Here is a 22,050-nt window from a genome sequence, read left to right as displayed (position 1 = left end):
ATCATCAATGACAAGTCAGATACAAAGTTACTATATAGTACACTGGGTATATATGTTATTTCAAAATCAAAAGGTGTGAAAATGAAATGATAGAACAACCTCAGTATTCGATATTAATCTATCAGCCAGAGTTAGAAGACTATCATTACCAGGAAATTGCCCGTTACTTATCGGAGGGTATAAAAGTATATGTCATTACGATGGATCCTATCGATCCTTTTCAAACAGACGATTTTTTCAAGAAGACTTTAGAGTATGATTTGCTTCGGACGTATGAAATCCTCTATTCGGAAAGGTTCCTGGTACCTGAAAGATGGATCGACGGAAAAGGTTACAGCCAGGAACTGATTGATTTTTTTGATGAATCGAGTGCTTTTAATAAGCAGCAATATATCGTAGAGCACTTTCAAGAGAAGGAACATCTAATTATTAAAGCAAGTGCGGGTACGGGGAAGACGACGGTTATGCTCGATCGATTAATGTTTCTGAAGCATACCACCCGCCATGTGCCTTTCCGTGAGTATGTGCTGATTACTTTTACCAATAAAGCAGCAAATGATTTGAGGGAGAAGCTATTAAAGCGTCTCTCTAATTATTATGATTTAACAGGAATAACACGTTATCTGGAATGGATGGAAGAATTGAATGAAGCGATCATCGGAACCATTCATTCGTTTGCCAAACAGTTCATCGGAAATCATGGGGATGTTATCGGCTATTTTCAAGATGTAAAAGTACGCAGTTATATCCGTGATAAGAAGGCAATAATTAAAAGGGGCATCGATATTTTTGCTCATGAATATCCTGACATTTATAGTCAATTTAGATTTATCCCTCATTATTTGATAGAACAGCGGATTTATAGAGTGTTAGCAATGTTTTCGAATAAGGCATTACATAAAGAACAAGTAAAACAAATTGACTATGGCATGGACCCTGCTCAATTTAACCGTTTGCTTCAGTTTATCGTGTCTTATCTATATGACCAATTGGATGAACTGAAAAAGAAAGAACAGGCTATCGAGGTCGATGATTTAATCAGCCGGCTAACCAGTATCACAAGCTATTCCCTTGATCTGAAAGATAGATATAGAATGTTCATGGTCGATGAGTTTCAAGACACAGACGACGCTCAGATTTCATTCATCAAATGGCTTGCCAGTACCTATAACGCTCAACTTCTGGCGGTAGGAGATACTAAGCAGAGTATTTATCGTTTCCGGGGAGCTGATTATACGGCGTTTGAACAACTCATCAAGCAAATGGCAGAGGCAGGAGAAACTTATCAGGAGCTATCCCTTCGTAAGAATTATCGCACCCAGGAGAAATTACTGGATATGTTCGATCAACAATTCCAATCATGGCAGGATGTCATTGCAAAGTTCCGTTATGAAGAGAATGACCGCCTGATTGCTACGAAGAAAGATGATGTAGAAGAAGATCTAGTTACAATTCCGCTGGATGATCAAAATCTTTCTTATATCCTCCGAAGGATACATAAAGAGGATACCTGTATTTTGGCCAGATCGAACCGCCATGTTCAGGAGATTGTTGATATTTGTGAAGGGCAGGGATTTTTCTGTGAAGCGATCCAGCCTGGTGCCTTTTATCGTTCGGTGGCAGTAAGAGAGTTTTATTTATTACTGCGCCGCTTTACTCATCCGCATATTTGGAAAGACCGGATGGCTTTCCACCTTTCCTCTTATGGAGAGAGAAAAGTTACCATGAAAGAGATGCTAGCATCCTATTCGCCGGTTAAAAAATACGCGGCATCCTTGTTAAGAGATTACGACCAATTTCCAGAAAACGATCATATAATTAATAAAAATGCGATGGAAGCGTTAGAGCAAATTATTAATAGGCTAAATCCTGCTGACCTATACAGGCGCCTTTATTATAAGCAACTGAGAAAAAATAACCCGCAAGCCGATAAAACCATACAGCAGGCAGAAGCGCTCGTCCGAATGAAAGAATACGAGCGTAATTTAGAGAAGCTGCTTTACATCCTCCGGGTGGAATTTGATTCCACGCCACCTTCCTTAGCACAATTGGAAGTGTTTTTACGGATTAAAATGAATACAGATACCATCATTGATGAAGCAGTGGTTACGGAAGAAGCCGATCATCGTATCAAAGTGATGACTGTACACCAGGCGAAAGGACTGGAGTTTGATTACGTCATCCTCCCTAAAACGGACTTTGACTTAACTTCCGGATTCAGTGACCGGATGATTCTCGATAAGAATGACAACAATCAATGGAGCTTTGGTTACCACTTTTATTTACAGAACCAGCACTTCCAAAATGACGTGATGGATAGAGCCTATCATAAAGAAAGGAAAGAGCAGGAGGCAGAAGAAACGCGATTATTATATGTAGCATTAACGAGAACAAAGAAGACAGCTTTTGTCCACGCTTCCGGGGATGGCTACCAGTCGCAGAAAGTCAGCTCATGGAAAGATCTTTTGTCACTAGGAGGTGCCGCCCATGTTTCAAGTAGAAACGTTCAATAACAGCTATGAATTTTATAAAAATCTCCCTGCTTCGGAGCAGGCGTTGCATATTTTTCCGACCTCCTCTTTAAAAAGTTTTGTAGAGAGTCATCACTCTCACCTGAAAGCGTATGTAATCTCTTACCGGGTTTTGACGAGGAAGCTATTTAAAGAGTGGGAAGATCCCAGGACAGATGTTTATTTTATTTCTCGTATCCGGGAGATTCTAGCAGAGATGGAAGAGACAGAGGCGACAAGAAGGCTGGACCACAATTTGCAGGAAGCAGCCAACAGCTTCCGATTTATCGCTGAATTATTCGGCCTCCCGTTGACCGATAGAGAACAATTGAGTGAAGATGAACGGCTGTTCCAGAAAATCAGTAATGAATTGCTGAAAGACGATAAAGTGAGTAGATACAAAGAGCAACTGTTTGCGATTAATGAAAGTACTTTAGCTGAAGCTGTCGGTGTACCAGCGATTAAAAAGGTTTATGTGTATCAAGAGGATTTTGTGTTTGCTTCCCGGGTTGTTCTGTTTCATTTGCTAGAGCGGGCAGGGATTCAGGTGATTTTCCGGATTCCTTATGATAAGAGATTCACTCAAATTAATAAAGGATGGAAACAAGTTTATGAAGAACTGACCAGAACAAGTATGAACACGTGGAAACAGCTATCTCTTCCACAAACAGCAAAGGGAAGTCGGTTTGCCTATTATTTAGACCATCAAAGTGAAAAAGCAACCGAAGATGCTGCCAGTGTGAAGGTCTTCTACTATAATCATCCTGTGACCTTCTCCCATCACTTAAAGGAGAAGGAAATACGCCCTGGCGAATATGAAATAGCCAGTCTCGAGAATGAATTCTTAAATCATTATTTAGCTCTTACCTCTAAGGATAAGTTTTTTTCCAGTCCTTATGGGAAATTCATTCGTTATCTGCCCAATTGTAAGAAGAAAGAGAATGATATTGAAATCTCTTATGACGTATTCCGTGAACTGCTATTATCCGGATGGGTCCATACGAGCAGCACCTCCGGACAACGGGCCGCAGATCTATTAATTGACCTGGAAGATTATATGAGCGGAGTCACCCATCTTTCGGAGATCTTCCAGCGATTAGAAGGTCTTGTGGGGCTTCGGGAGGTGAGTTCGACGTTTGATGACTTGTCCAGCGAGCAGACGGGCAGTGATCGGGTCAAACGATATATGTCTAACCCGTTTCGTTCCTTTTCCTATGTTCATGCCGATCGTTACTCTGTTACACCGAAAATACTGTTGGATTTAGGGAGAGACCTCCAGCAAAAACTAAATGACTTGCTTTTGGAAGAAGATGAACGTGTAAGCATAGAAGCCTACCGGAATCGGTTATTGGCTATATTCAATCGGGTTAGAAGGCGTTGGGATAATGAGACCGTAAATATGATAGAAAAGCGCTTGCGCTTTTCGGTACAGGAAAACTGGCAATTAAATCAGGCGGATATGTTACAGCTGCTTTTTATCGAGTTATCCAGGGACGAGAAGCTTGATTTTCGGTATAGCGTACAGGACTATTCCGATGTAATTGGCGCAGCCATGAATGCGAATGACTTTCATGTTTCTGGATTATCACTGGAAAACTTCCCTGGCAAAAAGCCGACGCTACCGGACTACTTAGATTATTCGTGGCTGAAAGAATCTATCCAGCTTCATTTTCACAATCAAGCGAAAACCGTTCTCCTGCATGCCTTGGTCACGGATTACCATTCCCGGCAACAGGTGAGCGTGTTTATGCTATATAACCTGTACCATGTTCTTGCTTATCACCAGAAAGGCTGCGAATTAAGCTGGATAGGAAGCCAGGAAGAACAGGGGGGCTCGTCCATTTATCTGAATATAATCAGTCATCTTTATACAGATGGGATTATTGATAAAGCTGAACCGATAGAAAAAGGAATCGATGATTATGATTGGGAGGAAGAAGAGGAGGATCCATGGAACAAAGAGTTGCAGACTTTGAAACTAGTGCCGGATCTTTATTGGACGGACCTTGATTTCTGTGCTCGTAAATTTGCTTTTAATCTAGTGGAGCACCAGCCGGTCTATGATAATGAACTTCACCAACAATTGACCTTTGGTATGGTAGGTTCGTTGCTTTCTGAACAGCATCAAGGAAGCCGGGAATTCGCAGAAACGATCTTTCCTCTCTTCCCGCACTGGACCGGTACCCAGAAAAATAATTTTATTGATACGGAGTCGATCAGTGGGGTTCGTGAGTATAAAACCTATGAAAATATCAATTATCCTAAGGCACTTGTAAAGGTGCAGCGGTTAAGGGGGAGAAGCACCCGCAGCTATTACCATAACCGCTATAACGACGATAATTTGAATGCTGCTAAAGGCATAAAGGAATTAGAGAATGCCTTTGGTCCATTGGAAATAGACGCTTCTCCGGGGACGCATTGTCGCATGTGCCCTCATTTAACGATTTGTAAGGAAGGGGAGTACGCTATTGATGAACTCAACTCCTGAAGTAAAAGAAAAACGGCTTAGCTTTGCCCTGAAGTCAGCAAAAGTATGGCAAAACTACTTTGAAACGAAGGGCGTCCTTCCGGATATTACCTTAAGTGATGAACAAAAAGCTGTTGTGCAGCAGGTGGATGACCAGCTCCTGATCAATGGATCCGCCGGGAGCGGGAAGAGCATTACGCTGTTGTATAAGCTAATCAAGACGTTGGAACAGGAAGAACCGGGAAAGCGGATATTGTACTGTTCATTCAATGATACGCTGATCGTAGATACGTACAAGCGTCTGGGCCAATCCGAGAAATACCAGAAGCTGAAAGACAAGCATACGTTGCATATCAATACCTTCCACTACATGGCGGCGAAGCTTCTGCATGCGATTGGCATGAATCATGTACCGATCCGATCTACCAATCAATCAAAAATTGAAAAGATAGAGGATAATATCCAAAGAAGAACAATGGTGTTGGTAGATAACTTCATGAATTCGCCTAACCATAAACATTTACCGGAAGCAGAAAGGTTGTATAAAACACATGCTGGCAATTTTCTAAAGGAAGAAATAGCCTGGATCAAAGCCAACGGTTATTCCAAAGAGGACTACTTTACCAAAGAAAGAACTGGAAGAGGCAGCCATCCACGTTTGACGAAGATGCAGCGAAAGACAATTTACCGCTTGTATGAAGATTATTTAGAGATGACGAAAAAGGAATTTCATGACTACCTGGACTACGAAGATTATGCTCTCTTGCTACTGAAGCATATGGATGAAATACCGGATGGTTTAAAATATGATCACCTTTTCATCGATGAAGTGCAGGACCTCCAGCCGATGCAAATTATGGCTCTAGTCAAATTAACGAAAAAAAGCATTGTATTATCCGGTGACTCCAAGCAAAAAATCTACCAACGGACACCCCTCTCATATAAAGACTTAGGCTTGAAATTGGAGGGGCGGAAAAATAAGACGCTGAAAATCAACTTCCGTTCCACCAAACAAATCATGGATTTCGCAAGTACCATCGAATTTCTCGATGTGGAAAATGACCGGGAAGACGATCAGAAATTTGTACGTGAGGGTCCAAAACCTGAGATCCGGTATTATGATAGTGAAAATAAGCAATCACGTTATCTCATCAATAGCATCAAAGATATACGCATGGGGACCCCTGAAGCGACTATCGCCATTGTGCATCGCTATGATAGTGATGTCCATAACATCAATAATTCTTCAATTTTCCTGGCTTTAAGCAGAGAGTTCAGCGTAATCAGAACTGAGCAATACGGAAAGAGTTTCAATTATTCAAAAAAAAAGAAACCAATTTATTTCACTGATCCTTTCAGCATCAAGGGTTTAGAATTTGATTATGTATTCATCATCCATTTTGACCGGGAACACTACCCGAATCAAAAAAGGATCAAAGAGCTGGATCAACGGTCCGGAGGAGATACGTTTTCTGATTCTTATTTGAAAGATGAAGACAGTATTCTGAACGATGAGAAAAAGATTCTGTACGTAGCGATTACAAGGGCAAAGAAGAAGGTGGTTTTGTTAGGGAGTGGCATAAAGTCGCCTTTCCTTAGACAGTTTCATCCTAAGAATTATGAGGCGCATAACTTTAAGAAAATGAGGTTTAGATAGGGAGAAGCATAACAAAAACAATATAATTTCAAATTTGATTAAAAGGAAAATTATGCTTATTAGAATGATTACTTACTTTAATATTAGATTCTTTTAAAAAAGGTTGATGTGAAAATGGGTGATAAAATGATTGAGTTTTAACTTATTCAGCTAAGTATGAGATTACTGAATTTTCAAACTATATCAAGGCAACGCTAGTGGTAATAAATATAATGCTAAACTTGCTTTATTGGCTAATTTGTTAAATAGTTAAATGACATCATCCGAAATATTGTATGCTATTATGCTGTATTTAAGTGAAATCCACAGGCGGCATGATGTAATTCATTTTCCCCCGCCATAAAAAGGTGGCGAGCATTATGCTCGCCACCTTTTGTTCGTAACATGGGGACAATTATCATGTTTGTTTATTACTTCACTAACGCTAGAACCTTCCCCATATTTTTAGTACCCTTTTTGAAAGATCATCGCTGATATTAATTAGAATATTGTAAAATTCAGATAGTAGTTGATTTATATTTTCTTGACACCGATTCCCCCTCTTTTCAGTAACAATAGTATCAAGTAGCAAACTATTCCAAACTACTATTTGATATAACTTATATTATTTGGTCAAGAGAATCATCAGCTTCTGTTAAAACAGACGGATAGGTACACCTCATAGAGTGTGAGGGTAATTATTGGTTGAACCTTGGATTGCCAATAATCTAGCCATTATTATATGAACTATGTTGATGAGGATAGTGTATCCGCGTTGTAGTAAAGTTTTTGAAAAATAAAGTCGTGGTTATAATAGTCATTTCCTAAACGCTCGATGATTTGAGTTTGCTATTTTTTGGCTCTTTAGAGTTCTATAACAAATTGCATCGATCTTTAAACATTTCTTTAAAAGACCACAACCTAGTGTCTATGCAATTTTAAGTTCGGCCCCACACTGACCCTGCCTGTCACTCCGTAAATATTTTCTTAAAAATTCCAATTATTCACCAAAATATGTCTCTAAAGTTGTATAATGTGAATATATTTTCCTACATCTTGGGAGGAGTCACACAATGAATCTCTATTATAATGCTCTTTTTGAAGATTCCAGAATAGCTGCTAATATGACAAATGCCGTGTCTGATAATTTAAGTAAATTTGAGAGATACTTAAACTTGGCGATCAATACTTTAAGAGATAAGAAGCATTTGAAGGCGAAATGGGACAGGGTTGATAATCCCTCTATCTTGAGTTTTAAACCGCTTACATATGAGCTAATTGTCGAAAAATCCATTTCCATTGAAGTTTTTATTGAAGAGAGATTTTTGGAACTGAATGTCCATAACTCCGTCCTTTTTGACCATTCACATGGAATCCGGCTTGACCAGAATTGGACGCCTCTGCTGCCGGAGCAATTTACCTTTTATTCAATTTCAAGTCACAGGCATGTAGTCAGTTTAAGTGATTGGGATTTATATAAAGGGGAAAAGCAGGCTTCCACGATCGATGGAAGTAGTGCATATATATCACCCTTTAATTTTTCAAGCATTCAGCAGGATGGCCGGGAGCTCCCAATACTGGACAAACAGTATGATCATTCCCGAAGGTGTTACATATTAACGGTGTCCGGGGAAGTTGACGAAGAATCTGAGATATTTTTAAACGGGCTTCATGTAGACGTGAATGATTGGTACACCCTTGTTTCTCAAGACACCAATTATAAAGATGAAAGAGACAATCCCCTTCCTGTCAGGGCTATTCAGGGGAACACTATGTATATTGATGCTTCATATCCAGTCCCTTCTACTGTTTATCAGGGTCAAAAGCAGATTCCGTTTAAGGTGAAGGAAATTACTGTGCCGAGAAGAATTGATCTCGGCAAGGATAAAATTACAGTAGATAAGGAGGCAGATTTTTATACTACCCTTGCGAACGTGGACTTCATTGGGGAGGGTTATGAATACTTCCACCCTACTCTGAATATTCCACTCTTTTTGATAGAGCTTAGCAGGAAGCATAAGCAACGTGGCCGAAAGGGGCAGATTGCAATCCGGTTGAGGGAAGATGATGAAGAAGACTTCTTCTCAAAGTCTGCAATTGATTACTTCTTTGAACAGGAAACAAGGGAGCTTGAGGGGTTTATTGATGGAAAGAGGGTCGAATTCCAGGTGACCGGAAGCAATGAAGATGAGCGCATCCTCTTCCTTAAGGGGCCATATAACGGATCGCCTCTTGAATATGAAGATATTCCTGAAGTTTTGTCTATCAAGATCAGTACACTACAATTGAAGATGCAAAGGGATGCCTTGATTCGGTTGAAGAATACTCCCTTGTTGGAGCACAAACCCCTTATCAAGCTTTCCCAGAAGAAAGAAAGGAGCAATGTATGGACCGCCAATACTGTAGAAGAGGTATATGATTGGAAAGTTCTTACCGAATCGGAAAGGGAAGGTGTCCGTTCGCAAAGGGATTTTGTCCAAAAAGCACTTTCAACACCAGATTTCGCCTTATTGGAAGGACCACCGGGTTCTGGAAAGACCACGACGATTCTCGAATTGATCCTTCAGCTGATCAAAAGGGGAAAAAGGATTCTTCTGTGCGGTTCCACTCATGTAGCGATAGATAATGTGCTTGAAAGACTAAAAGACAGGGAGCTTATGGAAGGCATCTTTCCGATGCGGATCGGAAACGTTGAATCTGTCAGTGAAAAAGTAAGGGAATTCTGCTGGAATTCTTATCAGGACCATAAATTTGGGAATGTGATGATGGAGGCGGCCAACCTAGTTTGCGGGACTACCATTGGAATTCTCGGCAAGAATAGTCCGCTGTTTCAGTTAGAAAAAAACGAACCAGCTGTTCCGATTTTTGATTATTTGATTATAGATGAATCAAGTAAAACGACTTTCCAAGAATTCCTGATCCCTGCCCTTTTTGCAAAAAAATGGATATTGGTAGGGGATATCAAGCAACTTCCACCCTTCAATGATAGAGATCAAATCCAAGCCGGTATCGATGATGATATGAAACTGAAGCCCCCTTTAAAAAGGGCATCACTCTTGATCTATCAATACCTTCATAATCACAAAGTAAAGATGCCCGTGTGTATTGTAGAGCCAGAGGAAGTCATGAAAGAGATAGGAAGTGAGCTTTCCGCGACCAATCCGGCTGATATCAAGAAGCGTGTCGTCCTTGTGGAAGAAGAGCCTTCAGTGGAGTCGGTAACCTTTGTACCGGTTTCCATTTCTGATATCCGAAACAGGCACCCGAAAGTTTGGACGTTGAATGGCGCAGATGTGCTGTTCATAAGCGAGAAGGTATTCCAGGAAGTACAGCCATTCATTCCAGCTCACATGGTCGTCCTCAAGGAGGGCTGGGAGGGCTCGGCCCACCATTATCAAGTCAACGCTCTATATGGAGATCATCCGAAGGAGCTTCATCAGGCACTTAAATTCACTTGGAAGAAAGATAGGAAGCGCGAACTGCTCCCAATCGATTTTCTATACGAGCAGCAGAAGTTTCTGAAGGAAAAGAGTTGGTCGTCTGAATACGGGTGGAGAATGGTGAGAATTTTTGAACTTGAAAACGTTGAAAATTCAAGGACAAGACAGAACTATAAGAAGAACCTTGAACTTCTTGCTCCAAAAACGGCTTCTGAGTGGGCCGTGAGAGAAATCAATAACGTCGGTGATGTAGCACTGCCTTCCATTCTGCAGGCCCTTCAGGTGGGGGTGGGTAAAAATCGAGAACGCTCACTCGCTACCACCCTGAACTCTGGTTTTAACAAGGAGGAGAAGAAATCCCGTTTTGTAACACTAGACTATCAGCACCGGATGCATCCCGATATTTCAAAATTCCCAAGAAAGCAATTCTATAATGATCTTTCTCTGATGAATTCCGCCTACACCCAGAAAAACAGGGAGTGGTCCTATCCGCGTTATCAGAGTAGAAATATCTGGCTCGACGTTCAAGGGTGGATGAAAAGGTCCAGTAATGAAGCGGAAGCATCTGCAATCATCAGTGAAATCAAGCATTTTGTGAAATGGGCAGCTCTTAACCCAAGTAAAGATCCTGAAAAGGAACGCTGGGAGATTGCTTGTCTATCCTTTTATAACGGTCAGCGGAAACTAATGGCAGATAAACTGAAAGAACTGACAGGACAGAAAGCCAATATTGCCAACTTCTCTATTGAAAATGTCGATATTAAAAACTACACGGTCGACAAATTCCAGGGTCAGGAAGCAGATATCACCTTTCTATCCATGGTCAGAACCGACAGGGGAATGGGTTTTATGGATAATCCAAACCGATTGAATGTAGGAATCACAAGGGCTAGGTTCCAGCGCATCATAGTCGGAAAATATCACTACTTTTTGAAAAACAATCAATCTGAACAGTTAGAGCTTCTCGCAAGAGAATCCGTTTACATGAAAAACAACTAGGAGAGTGGATAGACAATGAGGATGACTCTTCAGCGAAAAGGACAAATCAAATCATTTGAAGCAGTCTTGAAAATCGAAAAAATGACACCGGAACGAAAAGATTTAGTCGAAATCCTGCAGTTCATACATGAAAACGGCGGTGTGGCCACAGAAGACCTTCTAGAGCATAAAATCGGAGCGGAAGTGCCTACTGTGGTAATTAAGGGCATTATCAGTCACTTAAAATCTATAGGTTTGCTGACCCTGAACGGTGTTATATCTTTGAAAGGGAAGAAAGTAGTAGAATCAGGCGTAGTCCCTGTTGCCGAGAGGGGACAATTTCAGGTTTATTATCTGCAAGATGAATTTCTTAAACATTCTCTGCTCCATTATGAGCGGACAGCAAAGGGAAAGAGGTCTGATGTGGCCTCCCCTCTTAAGGGCGACTTGTTTACAGGGATGTCCTGCAAGTCTGTAAACACTGGACATGAATTTAAGATAAAGGAATTCGATGGGCGCAATCCTTCGGGATTCTTGGCTGAAGACAGCGGAACATATGAAATCATTTGGAGTATCGACATCAACCGGGAGAACTCTTCCATCTTCTATGTTTCAGGAGAGTTAAAGGTATCAGCTTCTTCTCTTATAAATTTCCGCCAACATGAAGTGGAGGGAGTCCGTGATATTAATGTTAAAGAATTGCTTTACATGATTATCGATAAATGCAAACCATCCAACATGCATTGGAATGTTGACACAGAGTGCCTAGAAGTCCCTTTTAATGAAATCAATGAAATCCAATGCCAAAAATTAGAAATGTCCTTGAAAATTCCTCCGTTCAAAAAAGAAGGCATGGGAGCCTTTGAAGCCACTGAGATTCATAACATCTCAATCGGCCCTCAGAATGCTGAGGATGCAAAGAAATGGATTAGAGTCCTTATCAAGAAGTTTACTGAAACAGGATATAAAAACCATCAAGAGCTGATGAATTACCTGGCGGAGCTAAAAGAACATAAAGCCTTCCTCCATTATAAGTATATTATTGATACTATAACTATGGAGGAACTTGCTAGAGAATTGCATGCTAATTCAGATTTCGAGTCTTACTGGAATCTGCAGGCACCTAAGGATTTATTCTTGGATGTGGAGGACCGTTTTGTCGTTCATAATCGGAGGATCAACATCGCACCGGGCAAAAGATTATCAATGATGGAAATTGTTCAAGAAGTAGTCGGGAATGACAGGCCTGAAATACTTGTCTTTTCATCGAAATATGTCATAAATCCGGCTCAAATCAAGAAGTTCCATGTATTTGTTGATTGCTTCAGGGATAAAGGAGTCCAACAAATTCTGCTTGTTTCAAAGATCCCTGTTGAGATGGCTGCGAAGGATGTGTCAATTGAATTATATGAAGATGTATATCCGGGGATCCAGCCACATGATCGCTATTTCGCTTATAAATCAAATGGTGTCTGGCATCGTTTCAAGATGACAGCCGAGCTCGACCAGTGCCGTTATGAAAATTGGCGGAACGCAAGGGAACATACCATAGGTACCTGGCAGGACATCAGTTTCATTGAAATCATGCCGGAGGTATTCCCGCAAGGATTGAACGAAAAATTAAATTCCTTAGAAGAGGTGCTCTACTTATGACGAACACAGTACCTGTGAAATATTGCGAAGAGAAAGTATCCAACCTTGATTCGGTTTTAACCAATGTATGGAGAAAATATCTAGATTTGGATCCTGCCTCCCAATATCAGTCAATTAAGAACCTTGTTTTGAATCAAATGCGGGAAGCAGAAGAGCTTGTCTGCATCAGTAGCAGCGATAGGCTTCCAAAGGAAATCCTCCAGGAGATTCCCAAGCTTGCAAAAAGGGGAGTTAGAATCTACCTCCTTTTGAATGCCTATGAAGAAATCTATAATGAATTCATTCATAATAAAGCCCTTGTCAGGGTTGACGTGGAAGTGGCAGGTCTTATGGTCCTTGTAGATCCAAGAGCTGACCTCGAAACGAAAAGCGGCTGTTTGTTCGGTTACAATGGCTTGAGTATCGAGAACGGTCTGGATTACTCAGTTGTAATGAACGGATCACAAATTAAGGAAGCCTTTCACTATTTCGTCTACAATTTCTGGAAAGCACCTGAGGAATACAGGGGGAGAGACGGATCGTCTAGTGCCGGACTGCGTGCTCCTTTTGACACTTATCCTTTGATTGAACCAGACACCTTTTTCTTCAATGACATGGAGAAGCGTTATCTTTCCAGGAAAGTGGAAGAATTGATTATTGAAGCGAAATCTTCTATCCACATAGCTTTATCGAGCCATAAAGAATATAAAGAGCTCTTCCAGTTGGTCGCGAAGAAGTCGGATAGGGGTGTGAAGGTTTCTTTTTACACCGATTTAAAGGAAGATCACCTATTCATTAAGGACCTGTCCGAATTTAACAATATCAAAATATATTCTATGGAAAACCTGAACAACTTCTTTGTGATGATAGATGAAAGGAAGGGCTTGCTGCTTAGCGGCTCTATCCTTGACACCAATGAAATCAGCATTTCTTTAAGTCCTGCAGAGACGCAAAGTCTCATTCATCGTCTTCGAAATAACAGAGGAAAGTTTTGGGAGTATAAGTCCACCACCACTCTCGGTTCCCTAGAATCTGATAAAGTCATTTTCGAACATTTCAATAAGAAAATGGAGGAGGAAAAAATCAATGAGTCCTTGGTCGTGGATTATGATGAAATAATTGTTGATCGTCTCAGGGACTATTTTGAAACAACCGTGAAACCGACATTTACTGCTGAAAAGCAACTTGCTAGAACTGTTATCCACCGTTGGAAGCTTGTTCCAAAAGTGTTAGATTCAAAGGCAAAAGTAGATACCCTTTATGACCAGTGGGAAAAGGAGACGACAAAACTTAAGACCCACTTAGAAAAGGTCCTTGAATATGCGAATACAGTCAGCAAAGAGAGAAAGGATATCCTTACCTCCCTTCTGGGTAGGTTTTTTCAGAGAGATAACCATAAGGAGTCCGAACATGTAAAAAAAGAACTAGAAGCAGCCCTTACTGCCATCAATCTTGGGGTATTTGAGTGGAGTGAAGTATCCCGTTTGCTCGTAACCATCGACTCTTATACCTCTGATTTGCTTGAAGAACAGCTGGAACTCCACGAAAAGCAGGACTACCATAAAAAGAAGGAAGAATGGCAGTCAGAAAAAGAACGATTGGAAAAGGAGAAGAATCAGTTAGGATATGCATTATCTCAGACACAAAAGAAAGTAAGCGAGTTAACAAGCGAAATGGAGCAGGTCTCTCCTGAAGCAGAAGCGGAGATAGAGGAACTCGATACTGAAATCGATAGGTGTGTTCTTAAGCAGATGGAAATGGAGGAAGAGCATGGAGACATAATCGTGGCAGCTGCTTCTGAAAAGAAGGTCTTGGAGCTCTGCTCCTACTTAAATGACAACATTAATTCCTTCTCCACTTTGAAAAAGAGCCTGAGAAAGAAAAACGTCTATTTTGAAAAAACCATCAAGCCATATTTAGTAAGTCAGCTTGAGAAAGCAGGCCAAAGCCAACTCTCAATTTTTGAGGAAATTATGAGTAAGAGTAAAATCAATGAATCCAAGGAAAATATGAAGTATGTCATGAAGGAATTGGCGACCCATTCTGGACTGAGAGTCAACCTCACGGAGGAACAACAGCAAATCTTCAAGCAATATGAAGAAGTTTCGGACAGAATCGAGGAGTTTTCAAAGGAGAAAGAAGCAATTCACAAGGAAAGTCTACACGGTAAAATCGAGGTTAAGTCACTTCTTATCGAAAAGGAAAAAGAATTGAAGAAGCTAGAGAGTGAGTGGAAATCCTATGGAGATAAATTGGAAAAAATCGGTCGGGAATTCAGCTATACTCCAAAGCAAAAAGACCTTAAATTGCCGTTTTCTTCTATCACGTTTAAATTGCCTGAAGAAAAACTGCCGCTCACTGGAACCTTGTACCGGTTAGGAAAAAAACGGAAATTGGCGATAAAAGAAGAAAAACACCTGGATTTAGCCGAATTCGAAGCTGAAAGGCTCAAAGCTGAATTAGTACTTGAAATATAAGAGGGGCCGGGAAAAGGTTCTATAGAAATGATTAAATCGCAGGAAAACAAGCGGCAATACCTTGATTTCCTGCGGTTTTTTTATTGATTTACCTCTTTGTCAGGGAGGGGTGGAAATAGGGGGAATTGACCATGCAGAGAGAGCAGGAAGGTAATGCCACAGTGGACGGTTTTCAATGAGCTGGTCCACGACCTGTTCAACATCTGAGGGCAATTCTTTATTGCTTATAGCGGATGGAAGCATTTCTCATTTTTTAAGCAAGTTCTTCTGTCAGTATGCCCTGATCACTTCCCACTTCTTCCATTATAATGCTCGCTATAGGCCACTGAGTCTGTGCTTTCATTTGGAAGCTCTCAGAATTTCTGTACTGGTCATAAACTACGATATCATAGTCTTCATGAACTGCATCCTCAAACATATAAGCATAGATGGCATTCCCGTCTTCATTTTCTGCTTCTACATAATAGACTTCATGTGCTATTCCTTTAATCAGACCCGCCAGATGCTCTTTTTTGAGCAACTGCCCATATATATGCAATTCATTAATATTGTCTTTTTGTAATTCAGTGTTACTCCTTTTCAAGGCTTCAATGGTATAGCCGTGCTCTTCTATATCTATTTGAGAGCCTTGTGAATAGAAGTGTCCAAGGGCGGTGGCAATTCCAATTTCATCCCGATTCTTTTTAATAATTTTTTTAACCTTATCCATTCATATTCTCCAATCCGGTATTTACAGTCTTTATTAATCTTCTTTCCTCCCCTTTTTCCAGACTTGACGGCATTAATCAAAGATTCCTTGCCCGGTTCTCTACCTTTCGCCTTCTCCAAGAAGTAAAGGTCGATTGCTTTTCCAATTCCAAATGTAAGACCGGCTACAAGTAGTAATGCCATAAAACCAATAAATCAGGGGAGTCCTAATTTTAAGTGAATTTTAAATTCTTCCATAACCAAAACTCCTTTATGTAATGAATTTTCTCTATGGAATAGTTTAATAAGGCGTGAATGCTTTTATGTCATAAAAGAAATTGGGCTTATAAGGAGCTATTCATTTGCTAGGTTATTTTTCTTAATTATCCAAAAAATGAGACTTTCTAATTGCCCTTTCCTGTGAAGAGGAGTACAGTGGCACCATATTGAAAGTATTTGTAGGAGAGGTGGTAAGAATCATGCAAAAAGGATATGTGAAAGTCAACGATGTCAATCTTCATTACGTCGAAGAAGGAGAAGGCGAACTCATGCTGTTTCTCCACGGGTTTCCTTACTTCTGGTACAACTGGCATCACCAAATCGAAGAATTTTCTAAGGATTATCGTGTCGTCGCGGTGGATATGAGAGGGTATAACCTTTCCGATAAGCCAGAAGAGGTGGCCTCCTATGACATGTCGATTCTCGTGGAGGATGTAAAACAGCTGATTGAAGCCTTTGGTGAGAAGGACTGCATTTTAGTTGCCCATGACTGGGGCGGGGCGATTGCGTGGACGCTTGCGTACACGGAACCTGACTATGTGAAGAAACTAATCATGTTTGATGCTCCTCACCCGTACACGTTCAGGCGTGAACTGAAGGAGAACCCGGGGCAGCGCGAAGCGAGCAGTTATATGGGCTATTTTCAGCGTCCGGACTCGCACGATAAGCTTCTGGAGAACAATGCGGAGCGGTTGAGGAAGATGATGACGATTCCTGGACGAAGAAAAGGGTATTTAACAGAAGAAGATGAGCAGAAGTACATAGACGCGTGGATGCAGCCAGGTGCGATGAAATCGATGCTTCATTATTATCGGGCGGCTTCTTTCTATCCGTTCGAGGAGCATGTGAAACAGCCGCTGGATCTGCCTTATCAAATGTTTGATTCGCCGACGTTGATCATCTGGGGTGATGCGGATCCTGCTTTTGAAAACAGTAATCTGGACGGAGTGGAAGACTATGTTCGTGACCTTACCATTCATCGTATGGAAGGGGTCAGCCATGCTCCGCATCATGAACAGCCGGAAACGGTCAATCGGTATATGCGTGAGTTTTTAGAAGAAAAGCAATAAGCGAAAGGGTGGTCCTCACGGAGAGGACCGCCCTTTTTACTATTCAGAGACACAAATCCATACCTCTCCATTGGTTACTTCGGCATAAACATCCCGGTCGCAGCCGTAGAGGATATGATCCGCTTTCAATTCTGTGGTGGTATCCTGAGATCCTTCTTTTACCTGGATCGTTTCACCGTCTCGTTCTTCGATCTCTCCGTAGTTTTCTACATAGTAGCCGTCTTCGTTCCATTGCTCTAACGCTCGATTGTTTTGATTGAAGGTGATCTCCCCATCTGCAAGCGTAAATAATGCGATTAGCAATCCTGTGAATACGAGCGCCCAGGACACGTAGCGCAGGCGGTCGATTTTCACCCGTGGCAAATCAAACTTGCCCTTCGAAATAGCGATTGATAAAGCTACGCCTCCCGCCGCAATCAGGATTGCTATCACTAGCCATATCCATACTGTCCCAGTTGATCCGTAATCCCGTATCAGTTCTTCCAAGCGATCTCCTCCCTATTTGTATGAACTTCCCCTTTTGCGGTTTAAAGAAAACGTAAAAAGACCTAATTTTTTTACAAAAATATAGGTCTTCATTCATGTATGATTCATTGGTTCTTATGTGACTAGTCTTTACCGCTTGCTTGAAAAAGTGATGCTCCTTTACTTAAAGCCTGAACATCAGCTATGGCTCTCCGGTTAATCAAGAGTGGGAGTCGATAACGATCGATGTGAATGTAGGAGGACATGTAATCGTTTTCTATGGTGATCGTTCTGCATCCGTTCTCTCCCACAGGGTTAGGTGCTTTATTAAATACTGTAAATCCATCGGAAATAAAGTTATCATAGTGGAGGTATTTAAAGATGTTTTATCTGGTGGAAATCTTTTTAGTACAGAAACATCATAAGTAACATGAGGACACTTGTGCTTATAAAAATCCAGGCAGCGGGTTTTCTTTTTTCCAAGAAAGATTGGATTCCCAAAAAGAAAATCATCAAGAATAAGGCTAGAGTGGTCAAGCCTGGGGAATAAGGCAAGTCTGTATATCTTGTTAATAAGAGATATCCCACTAGTATAAACGGGAAAACGATGGCAAGCCATTGAATTATGTTTTTCATAATCTTCAAAAGACCCTCTCCCTTAAAATAGAATGGGTTCTAAGTTATTCTATATTCAATCTTACCAAAATGCAAAATTTTCCATAGAGAGAAGGGTTCAAGTTGTTCAAAGATAAAGCCATTATCATACCTATACAAATTGCCATGCTATATTTGATTTATTTAGCCGGCAAAGGGATCCAGAACCTGTTTGATCTGTTCATCCCAGGCAGTGTAATCGGGCTGTTGATCCTGTTTACGTTACTGTCTTTCAAACTGGTGCCGGAATGGATTCTGCAGCAAGGAGTCTCCTTCATGGTCAGGCACCTGCCTTTCTTCTTCATACCCGCTACGGTTGGGATCATTAGCTATGCGTACGTATTTAAAGGAAAAGGGGTACTACTGATCGGGATTGGTCTCTTCAGCACGGCGCTCGTCATGGCGATGGCTGGCCGGGTTACCCAGTGGATGGTCAAAAGGAGGGAAGAAGCATGAATGCTGTGATTGTAGCTTTATTTATGATCGGATTTACGATTGCTGCTTATATCGGGTCTCTCCGCCTTTACCGGAAGCACCGACGCATCTACACGACCCCAGTCATTGTTGCAACACTTGTGATTATCGTGTTTCTTCTGCTTTTTAATATTTCCTATGAAACCTACATGACGGGCGGCAAGTGGGTAGATCGTCTGTTAGGTCCTGCGGTTGTGGCACTTGCTTACCCGCTCTATCAGCACCGGGATATTTTGAGAAAGATGCTCGTGCCGATCATGACCGGGACAACGGTCGGAGCGCTAGTCGGCATCAGCTCTGGTCTTTTGCTTAGTAAATGGGCCGGCTTCAGCAGTCAGATTATTTATTCGATCGTGCCTAAATCGGTCACGACTCCTGTTGCGATGTCGATCTCCGAATCCACAGGGGGCGTGATGCCTCTTACCGCCGTATTCGTGATGATCGCCGGGATCGGTGGGATGCTGATTCATCCCCTCGTCATGAGATACAGCGGTCTGACTCACCGAATTGGCCGTGGTGTCGGGATGGGCAGTGCTTCCCATGCAATTGGTACAGCGGCTTCGATGGAACGCGATTCGCTGGAGGGATCGATCAGTACAGTGGCGATGATTCTGAGTGCGGTGATTGTCTCGATTATTGCGCCGGGACTGACGCTGCTGCTGTTGTAATAAAAAAGAAAGCTCTGATCCATTAAGGGTCAGAGCTTTCTTTGTGATAGTGGGAATAGGATTAATCGTAAATAACGGCTTTTCCCTGATCGCGCAGCTTATTAATAGAAATAACCATGTGATGGATTTCTTCCTCAGAATGTCTTTCCCATGAACCAAGCTCAGCTACAATTTTCAAAGGCGATTTAGACCTGAAAGAACGTGTAGGGTTGCCGGGAAATTTTTTGTCCGTTACGTTCGGGTCATTTTCGAAATCGCCTAATGGTTCTACGACATAGATTCTTTCCTGAGATGAAGGGGAGGCTAATTCGGCGCCCCATTTGGCAGCTTCCAGCGTGGCTGTAAAATAAATGTAGTTCGATTTCTTGTCCTGATAATTGGAGCGGTGTTGCGGTTTTAACAGCTCGCCGATTTTCAGCTTGGCTTTCGTTCCATGAAAGAAGGGACCAGAATCTAAGACATCTTTTTTCTCATTCATATGGATACACCTCTCAGGTTAGTAGACTTGTATATAACAGTATAGGGCAGGGTCCATAGAAAGAGTAGTCTATAATTTACCGCCAGCTCGCGGTATAATGGAAGTAGAAAGATGAGGTGCCGTCCTTCCTCCAGAAGCGTTCAATTAAAAGTAATTTTTCATAAAAAAGGGAACTCAAAACTCTTGAGTTCCCTTTTGCTATCGGTTATTAGTTTTACAGAATGCCAACCGGAGATAACAGTGTATAGATAATGATCATCGCGACGGTTGCGGCAATTCCAACTGGATATAGCAGCTTCCATGGCGTCATATCTACTTTGGACTTCTCTTCCAGATAGAAGTCTTCGTTTCTTGGATAGAGCTTTCCGATAATTAGCATGAGCGTTGCACATACGACGAACAAGATACCCAGGATATGCAGGAAGTGTAAGCCGGTATCCCAGAATAACTGCGTCGTTGCGTAAGTGGAGATAAATACAAACAGGGATATCTTCGCTGCAATGGCCGGCACTCGTTTGGTCAGATAACCGACAATCATAATCGTGAAGATCGGTACGTTATAGAACCCGTTGACCATCTGCAGGTATTGGAAAAACCCTTGCGGTACTAAATCGATTAATGGTGCGATACTGATCGCGAATAAAGCAATGACCGTACCGACGTATTTCCCTTTGCGGACCACTTCTTTATCAGAGGCCTGTGGTTTGAAATAGGGCTTGTATATATTTAAAGAAATCAAGGTAACGGATGAGTTCAAGGCTGAGTTAAAGGAAGAAAGAATAGCCCCGAATAACACCGCAGCGAAAAAGCCGACTAAAGGCGTTGGCAGAATCTCATTTACCAGTCTCGGATAAGCATTGGTTGGTTCCATATCCGGACCGAACATATTGAAAGCGATAATGCCTGGCAGGATAAGAAAAACTGGTCCCAGCAATTTTAGGAAGGCCGCAATCAGAACGCCTTTTTGACCTTCTTTTAAACTTTTCGCTGAAATAGCCCGCTGCATAATGTGCTGAGCCGTCCCCCAGTAGAACAGATTCACAAGCAGCATCCCGGTAAACATAGTGCTGAATGGGACGGGGCTTTCAGAATCCCCGATGGAATTCAATTTCTCAGGAGAATTTTCCAGAATGGTCGAAAAGCCGGCGCCAATGGAACCATCCCCGAGGACGAATAAGCCGATAACCGGAATCATTAATCCGCCAAATAAAAGTCCAATCCCGTTAATCGAATCGGAGACGGCAACCGCTTTCAAACCTCCGAAAATAGCGTAAATAGAGCCGACAATGCCTATAGCCAGTACGGTTACATATAAAGAAGGAATCCTGCCGATGCCGAGTGCTTCTGGAATGTTGAACAACCCATTCATGGCGACGGCTCCGGAATATAAAATCGGCGGCAATAGATTTAATATATAGCCGAATAAAAACAGGATCGTAACGATTTGCTTGGTCCCAAAATCATAACGGTCTTCCAGGAAGTCCGGAATGGTCGTAATGCCGCCTTTTAAATACCTTGGTAAAAGGAAAAAGGCGACGACGACTAATGCAATGGCCGCTCCTACTTCCCACCCCATAACGGCAATGGTGTCGGAATACCCTTGAGCGTTCAGCCCGATTAATTGTTCCGTTGACAGGTTGGTGAGCATTAAAGAACCTGCAATCGTCCAGGCACCCAGACTTCTGCCTCCCAGGAAATAACCATCCTGCGAATTCAAATCTTCTTTTCTCGTAATATAATACGAAATTAAAGCAACTAAACCAGTAAAAAATAAGAACGATACAATGGTGAATAGATTCATATTTTTCTCTCCTTCTCATTAGGGTGGGGACGTTCCTTTGGTCTGCATAAGCATGAAATGGATCTAAGACTTATGTAAGGGCGTGAAGTGATCGTCTATGTACCGAATTCATATTGAATGCGTTTGCAAAGTAGTTTGTTAAATAATTTAATTAATCATATGCTAATCTAACATATGGTAGCCTGTTATAAAAGGCATAATGCAAATTTTCGGGAAATTTCGAGAGTTTTATAGATAACTTCGTTAAATTAATTTATTTTTAGGGGGGGAGTTCAATTGGAATACCTGGAAGCGTAAGAAAGCATGCCTGGATTGAACGAACCTTGTTCCACTA

At 41.6% G+C, this 22,050-nt stretch carries 13 protein-coding genes; 9 read left to right on the top strand and 4 right to left on the bottom strand.

Features of this window, described 5'->3' with window-relative positions; all coding sequences use genetic code 11:
* The first annotated feature begins 86 nt into the window (after nucleotides 1-86).
* The 6 genes from LCM11_RS13520 to LCM11_RS13495 all read left to right on the top strand — a co-directional run bounded on the left by LCM11_RS13520 (nucleotide 87) and on the right by LCM11_RS13495 (nucleotide 15,140).
* A complete protein-coding gene (locus LCM11_RS13520) occupies nucleotides 87-2,513 on the top strand; it encodes a UvrD-helicase domain-containing protein (RefSeq protein WP_224894821.1) in 2,427 nt (808 codons plus the stop codon).
* Nucleotides 2,488-4,998 carry a hypothetical protein gene (locus LCM11_RS13515; protein ID WP_224894820.1) on the top strand — a complete coding sequence of 837 codons (2,511 nt, stop codon included), beginning with the start codon at nucleotides 2,488-2,490 and terminating at the stop codon, nucleotides 4,996-4,998. Before LCM11_RS13520 ends, LCM11_RS13515 begins: the two co-directional genes overlap by 26 nt.
* The gene (locus LCM11_RS13510; RefSeq protein WP_224894938.1) at nucleotides 4,982-6,634 is read left to right on the top strand and encodes a UvrD-helicase domain-containing protein; all 1,653 of its coding nucleotides are present in this window, start codon (nucleotides 4,982-4,984) and stop codon (nucleotides 6,632-6,634) included. The genes LCM11_RS13515 and LCM11_RS13510 overlap by 17 nt, the downstream gene beginning before the upstream one ends.
* A gap of 1,052 nt (nucleotides 6,635-7,686) precedes the next feature.
* The gene (locus tag LCM11_RS13505; protein WP_224894819.1) at nucleotides 7,687-11,052 is read left to right on the top strand and encodes an AAA domain-containing protein; all 3,366 of its coding nucleotides are present in this window, start codon (nucleotides 7,687-7,689) and stop codon (nucleotides 11,050-11,052) included.
* Between the two features lie 15 nt (nucleotides 11,053-11,067).
* Entirely contained in the window at nucleotides 11,068-12,684 is a 1,617-nt protein-coding gene (locus LCM11_RS13500; protein WP_224894818.1) for a hypothetical protein, read from the top strand.
* Nucleotides 12,681-15,140 carry a TrmB family transcriptional regulator sugar-binding domain-containing protein gene (locus LCM11_RS13495; RefSeq protein ID WP_224894817.1) on the top strand — a complete coding sequence of 820 codons (2,460 nt, stop codon included), beginning with the start codon at nucleotides 12,681-12,683 and terminating at the stop codon, nucleotides 15,138-15,140. The genes LCM11_RS13500 and LCM11_RS13495 overlap by 4 nt, the downstream gene beginning before the upstream one ends.
* Before the next feature lie 253 nt (nucleotides 15,141-15,393).
* On the opposite strand, the gene LCM11_RS13490 is transcribed toward LCM11_RS13495, so the two are convergent.
* Nucleotides 15,394-15,849: a hypothetical protein gene (locus LCM11_RS13490; protein WP_224894816.1), complete on the bottom strand. Its 456-nt coding sequence runs from the start codon at nucleotides 15,847-15,849 to the stop codon at nucleotides 15,394-15,396.
* Nucleotides 15,850-16,306: 457 nt separating this feature from the next.
* Between LCM11_RS13490 and LCM11_RS13485 the strand changes: the two genes are divergently transcribed.
* Nucleotides 16,307-17,176: an alpha/beta fold hydrolase gene (locus LCM11_RS13485; RefSeq protein WP_224894815.1), complete on the top strand. Its 870-nt coding sequence runs from the start codon at nucleotides 16,307-16,309 to the stop codon at nucleotides 17,174-17,176.
* Between the two features lie 39 nt (nucleotides 17,177-17,215).
* Here LCM11_RS13485 and LCM11_RS13480 read toward each other — a convergent pair whose 3' ends face one another.
* Nucleotides 17,216-17,662 (bottom strand): hypothetical protein, encoded by a 447-nt coding sequence (locus LCM11_RS13480; protein WP_224894814.1) that lies wholly within the window; start codon nucleotides 17,660-17,662, stop codon nucleotides 17,216-17,218.
* Nucleotides 17,663-18,379: 717 nt separating this feature from the next.
* On the opposite strand from LCM11_RS13480, the gene LCM11_RS13475 reads away from it, so the two are divergent.
* Together LCM11_RS13475 and LCM11_RS13470 are read left to right on the top strand one after the other, a co-directional pair.
* Complete coding sequence (locus LCM11_RS13475; protein ID WP_224894813.1) at nucleotides 18,380-18,751, top strand: CidA/LrgA family protein; 372 nt, start codon at nucleotides 18,380-18,382, stop codon at nucleotides 18,749-18,751.
* Nucleotides 18,748-19,437 carry an LrgB family protein gene (locus LCM11_RS13470; RefSeq protein ID WP_224894812.1) on the top strand — a complete coding sequence of 230 codons (690 nt, stop codon included), beginning with the start codon at nucleotides 18,748-18,750 and terminating at the stop codon, nucleotides 19,435-19,437. The genes LCM11_RS13475 and LCM11_RS13470 overlap by 4 nt, the downstream gene beginning before the upstream one ends.
* A 61-nt stretch (nucleotides 19,438-19,498) precedes the next feature.
* On the opposite strand, the gene arr is transcribed toward LCM11_RS13470, so the two are convergent.
* Together arr and LCM11_RS13460 are read right to left on the bottom strand one after the other, a co-directional pair.
* Complete coding sequence (gene arr, locus LCM11_RS13465; RefSeq protein ID WP_224894811.1) at nucleotides 19,499-19,915, bottom strand: NAD(+)--rifampin ADP-ribosyltransferase; 417 nt, start codon at nucleotides 19,913-19,915, stop codon at nucleotides 19,499-19,501.
* A gap of 214 nt (nucleotides 19,916-20,129) precedes the next feature.
* Nucleotides 20,130-21,716, bottom strand: a complete 1,587-nt coding sequence (locus LCM11_RS13460) for a solute:sodium symporter family transporter (RefSeq protein ID WP_224894810.1) — start codon at nucleotides 21,714-21,716, stop codon at nucleotides 20,130-20,132.
* Nucleotides 21,717-22,050: the final 334 nt, after the last annotated feature.

The sequence above is a fragment of the Halobacillus halophilus genome, from assembly GCF_020171985.1.
In the GTDB taxonomy this organism is placed as follows: Bacteria; Bacillota; Bacilli; order Bacillales; family Halobacillaceae; genus Halobacillus; species Halobacillus halophilus_A.
The sequence above is the reverse complement of the archived record's forward strand: the minus strand, read 5'-3'. Positions and strand labels throughout refer to the sequence as shown.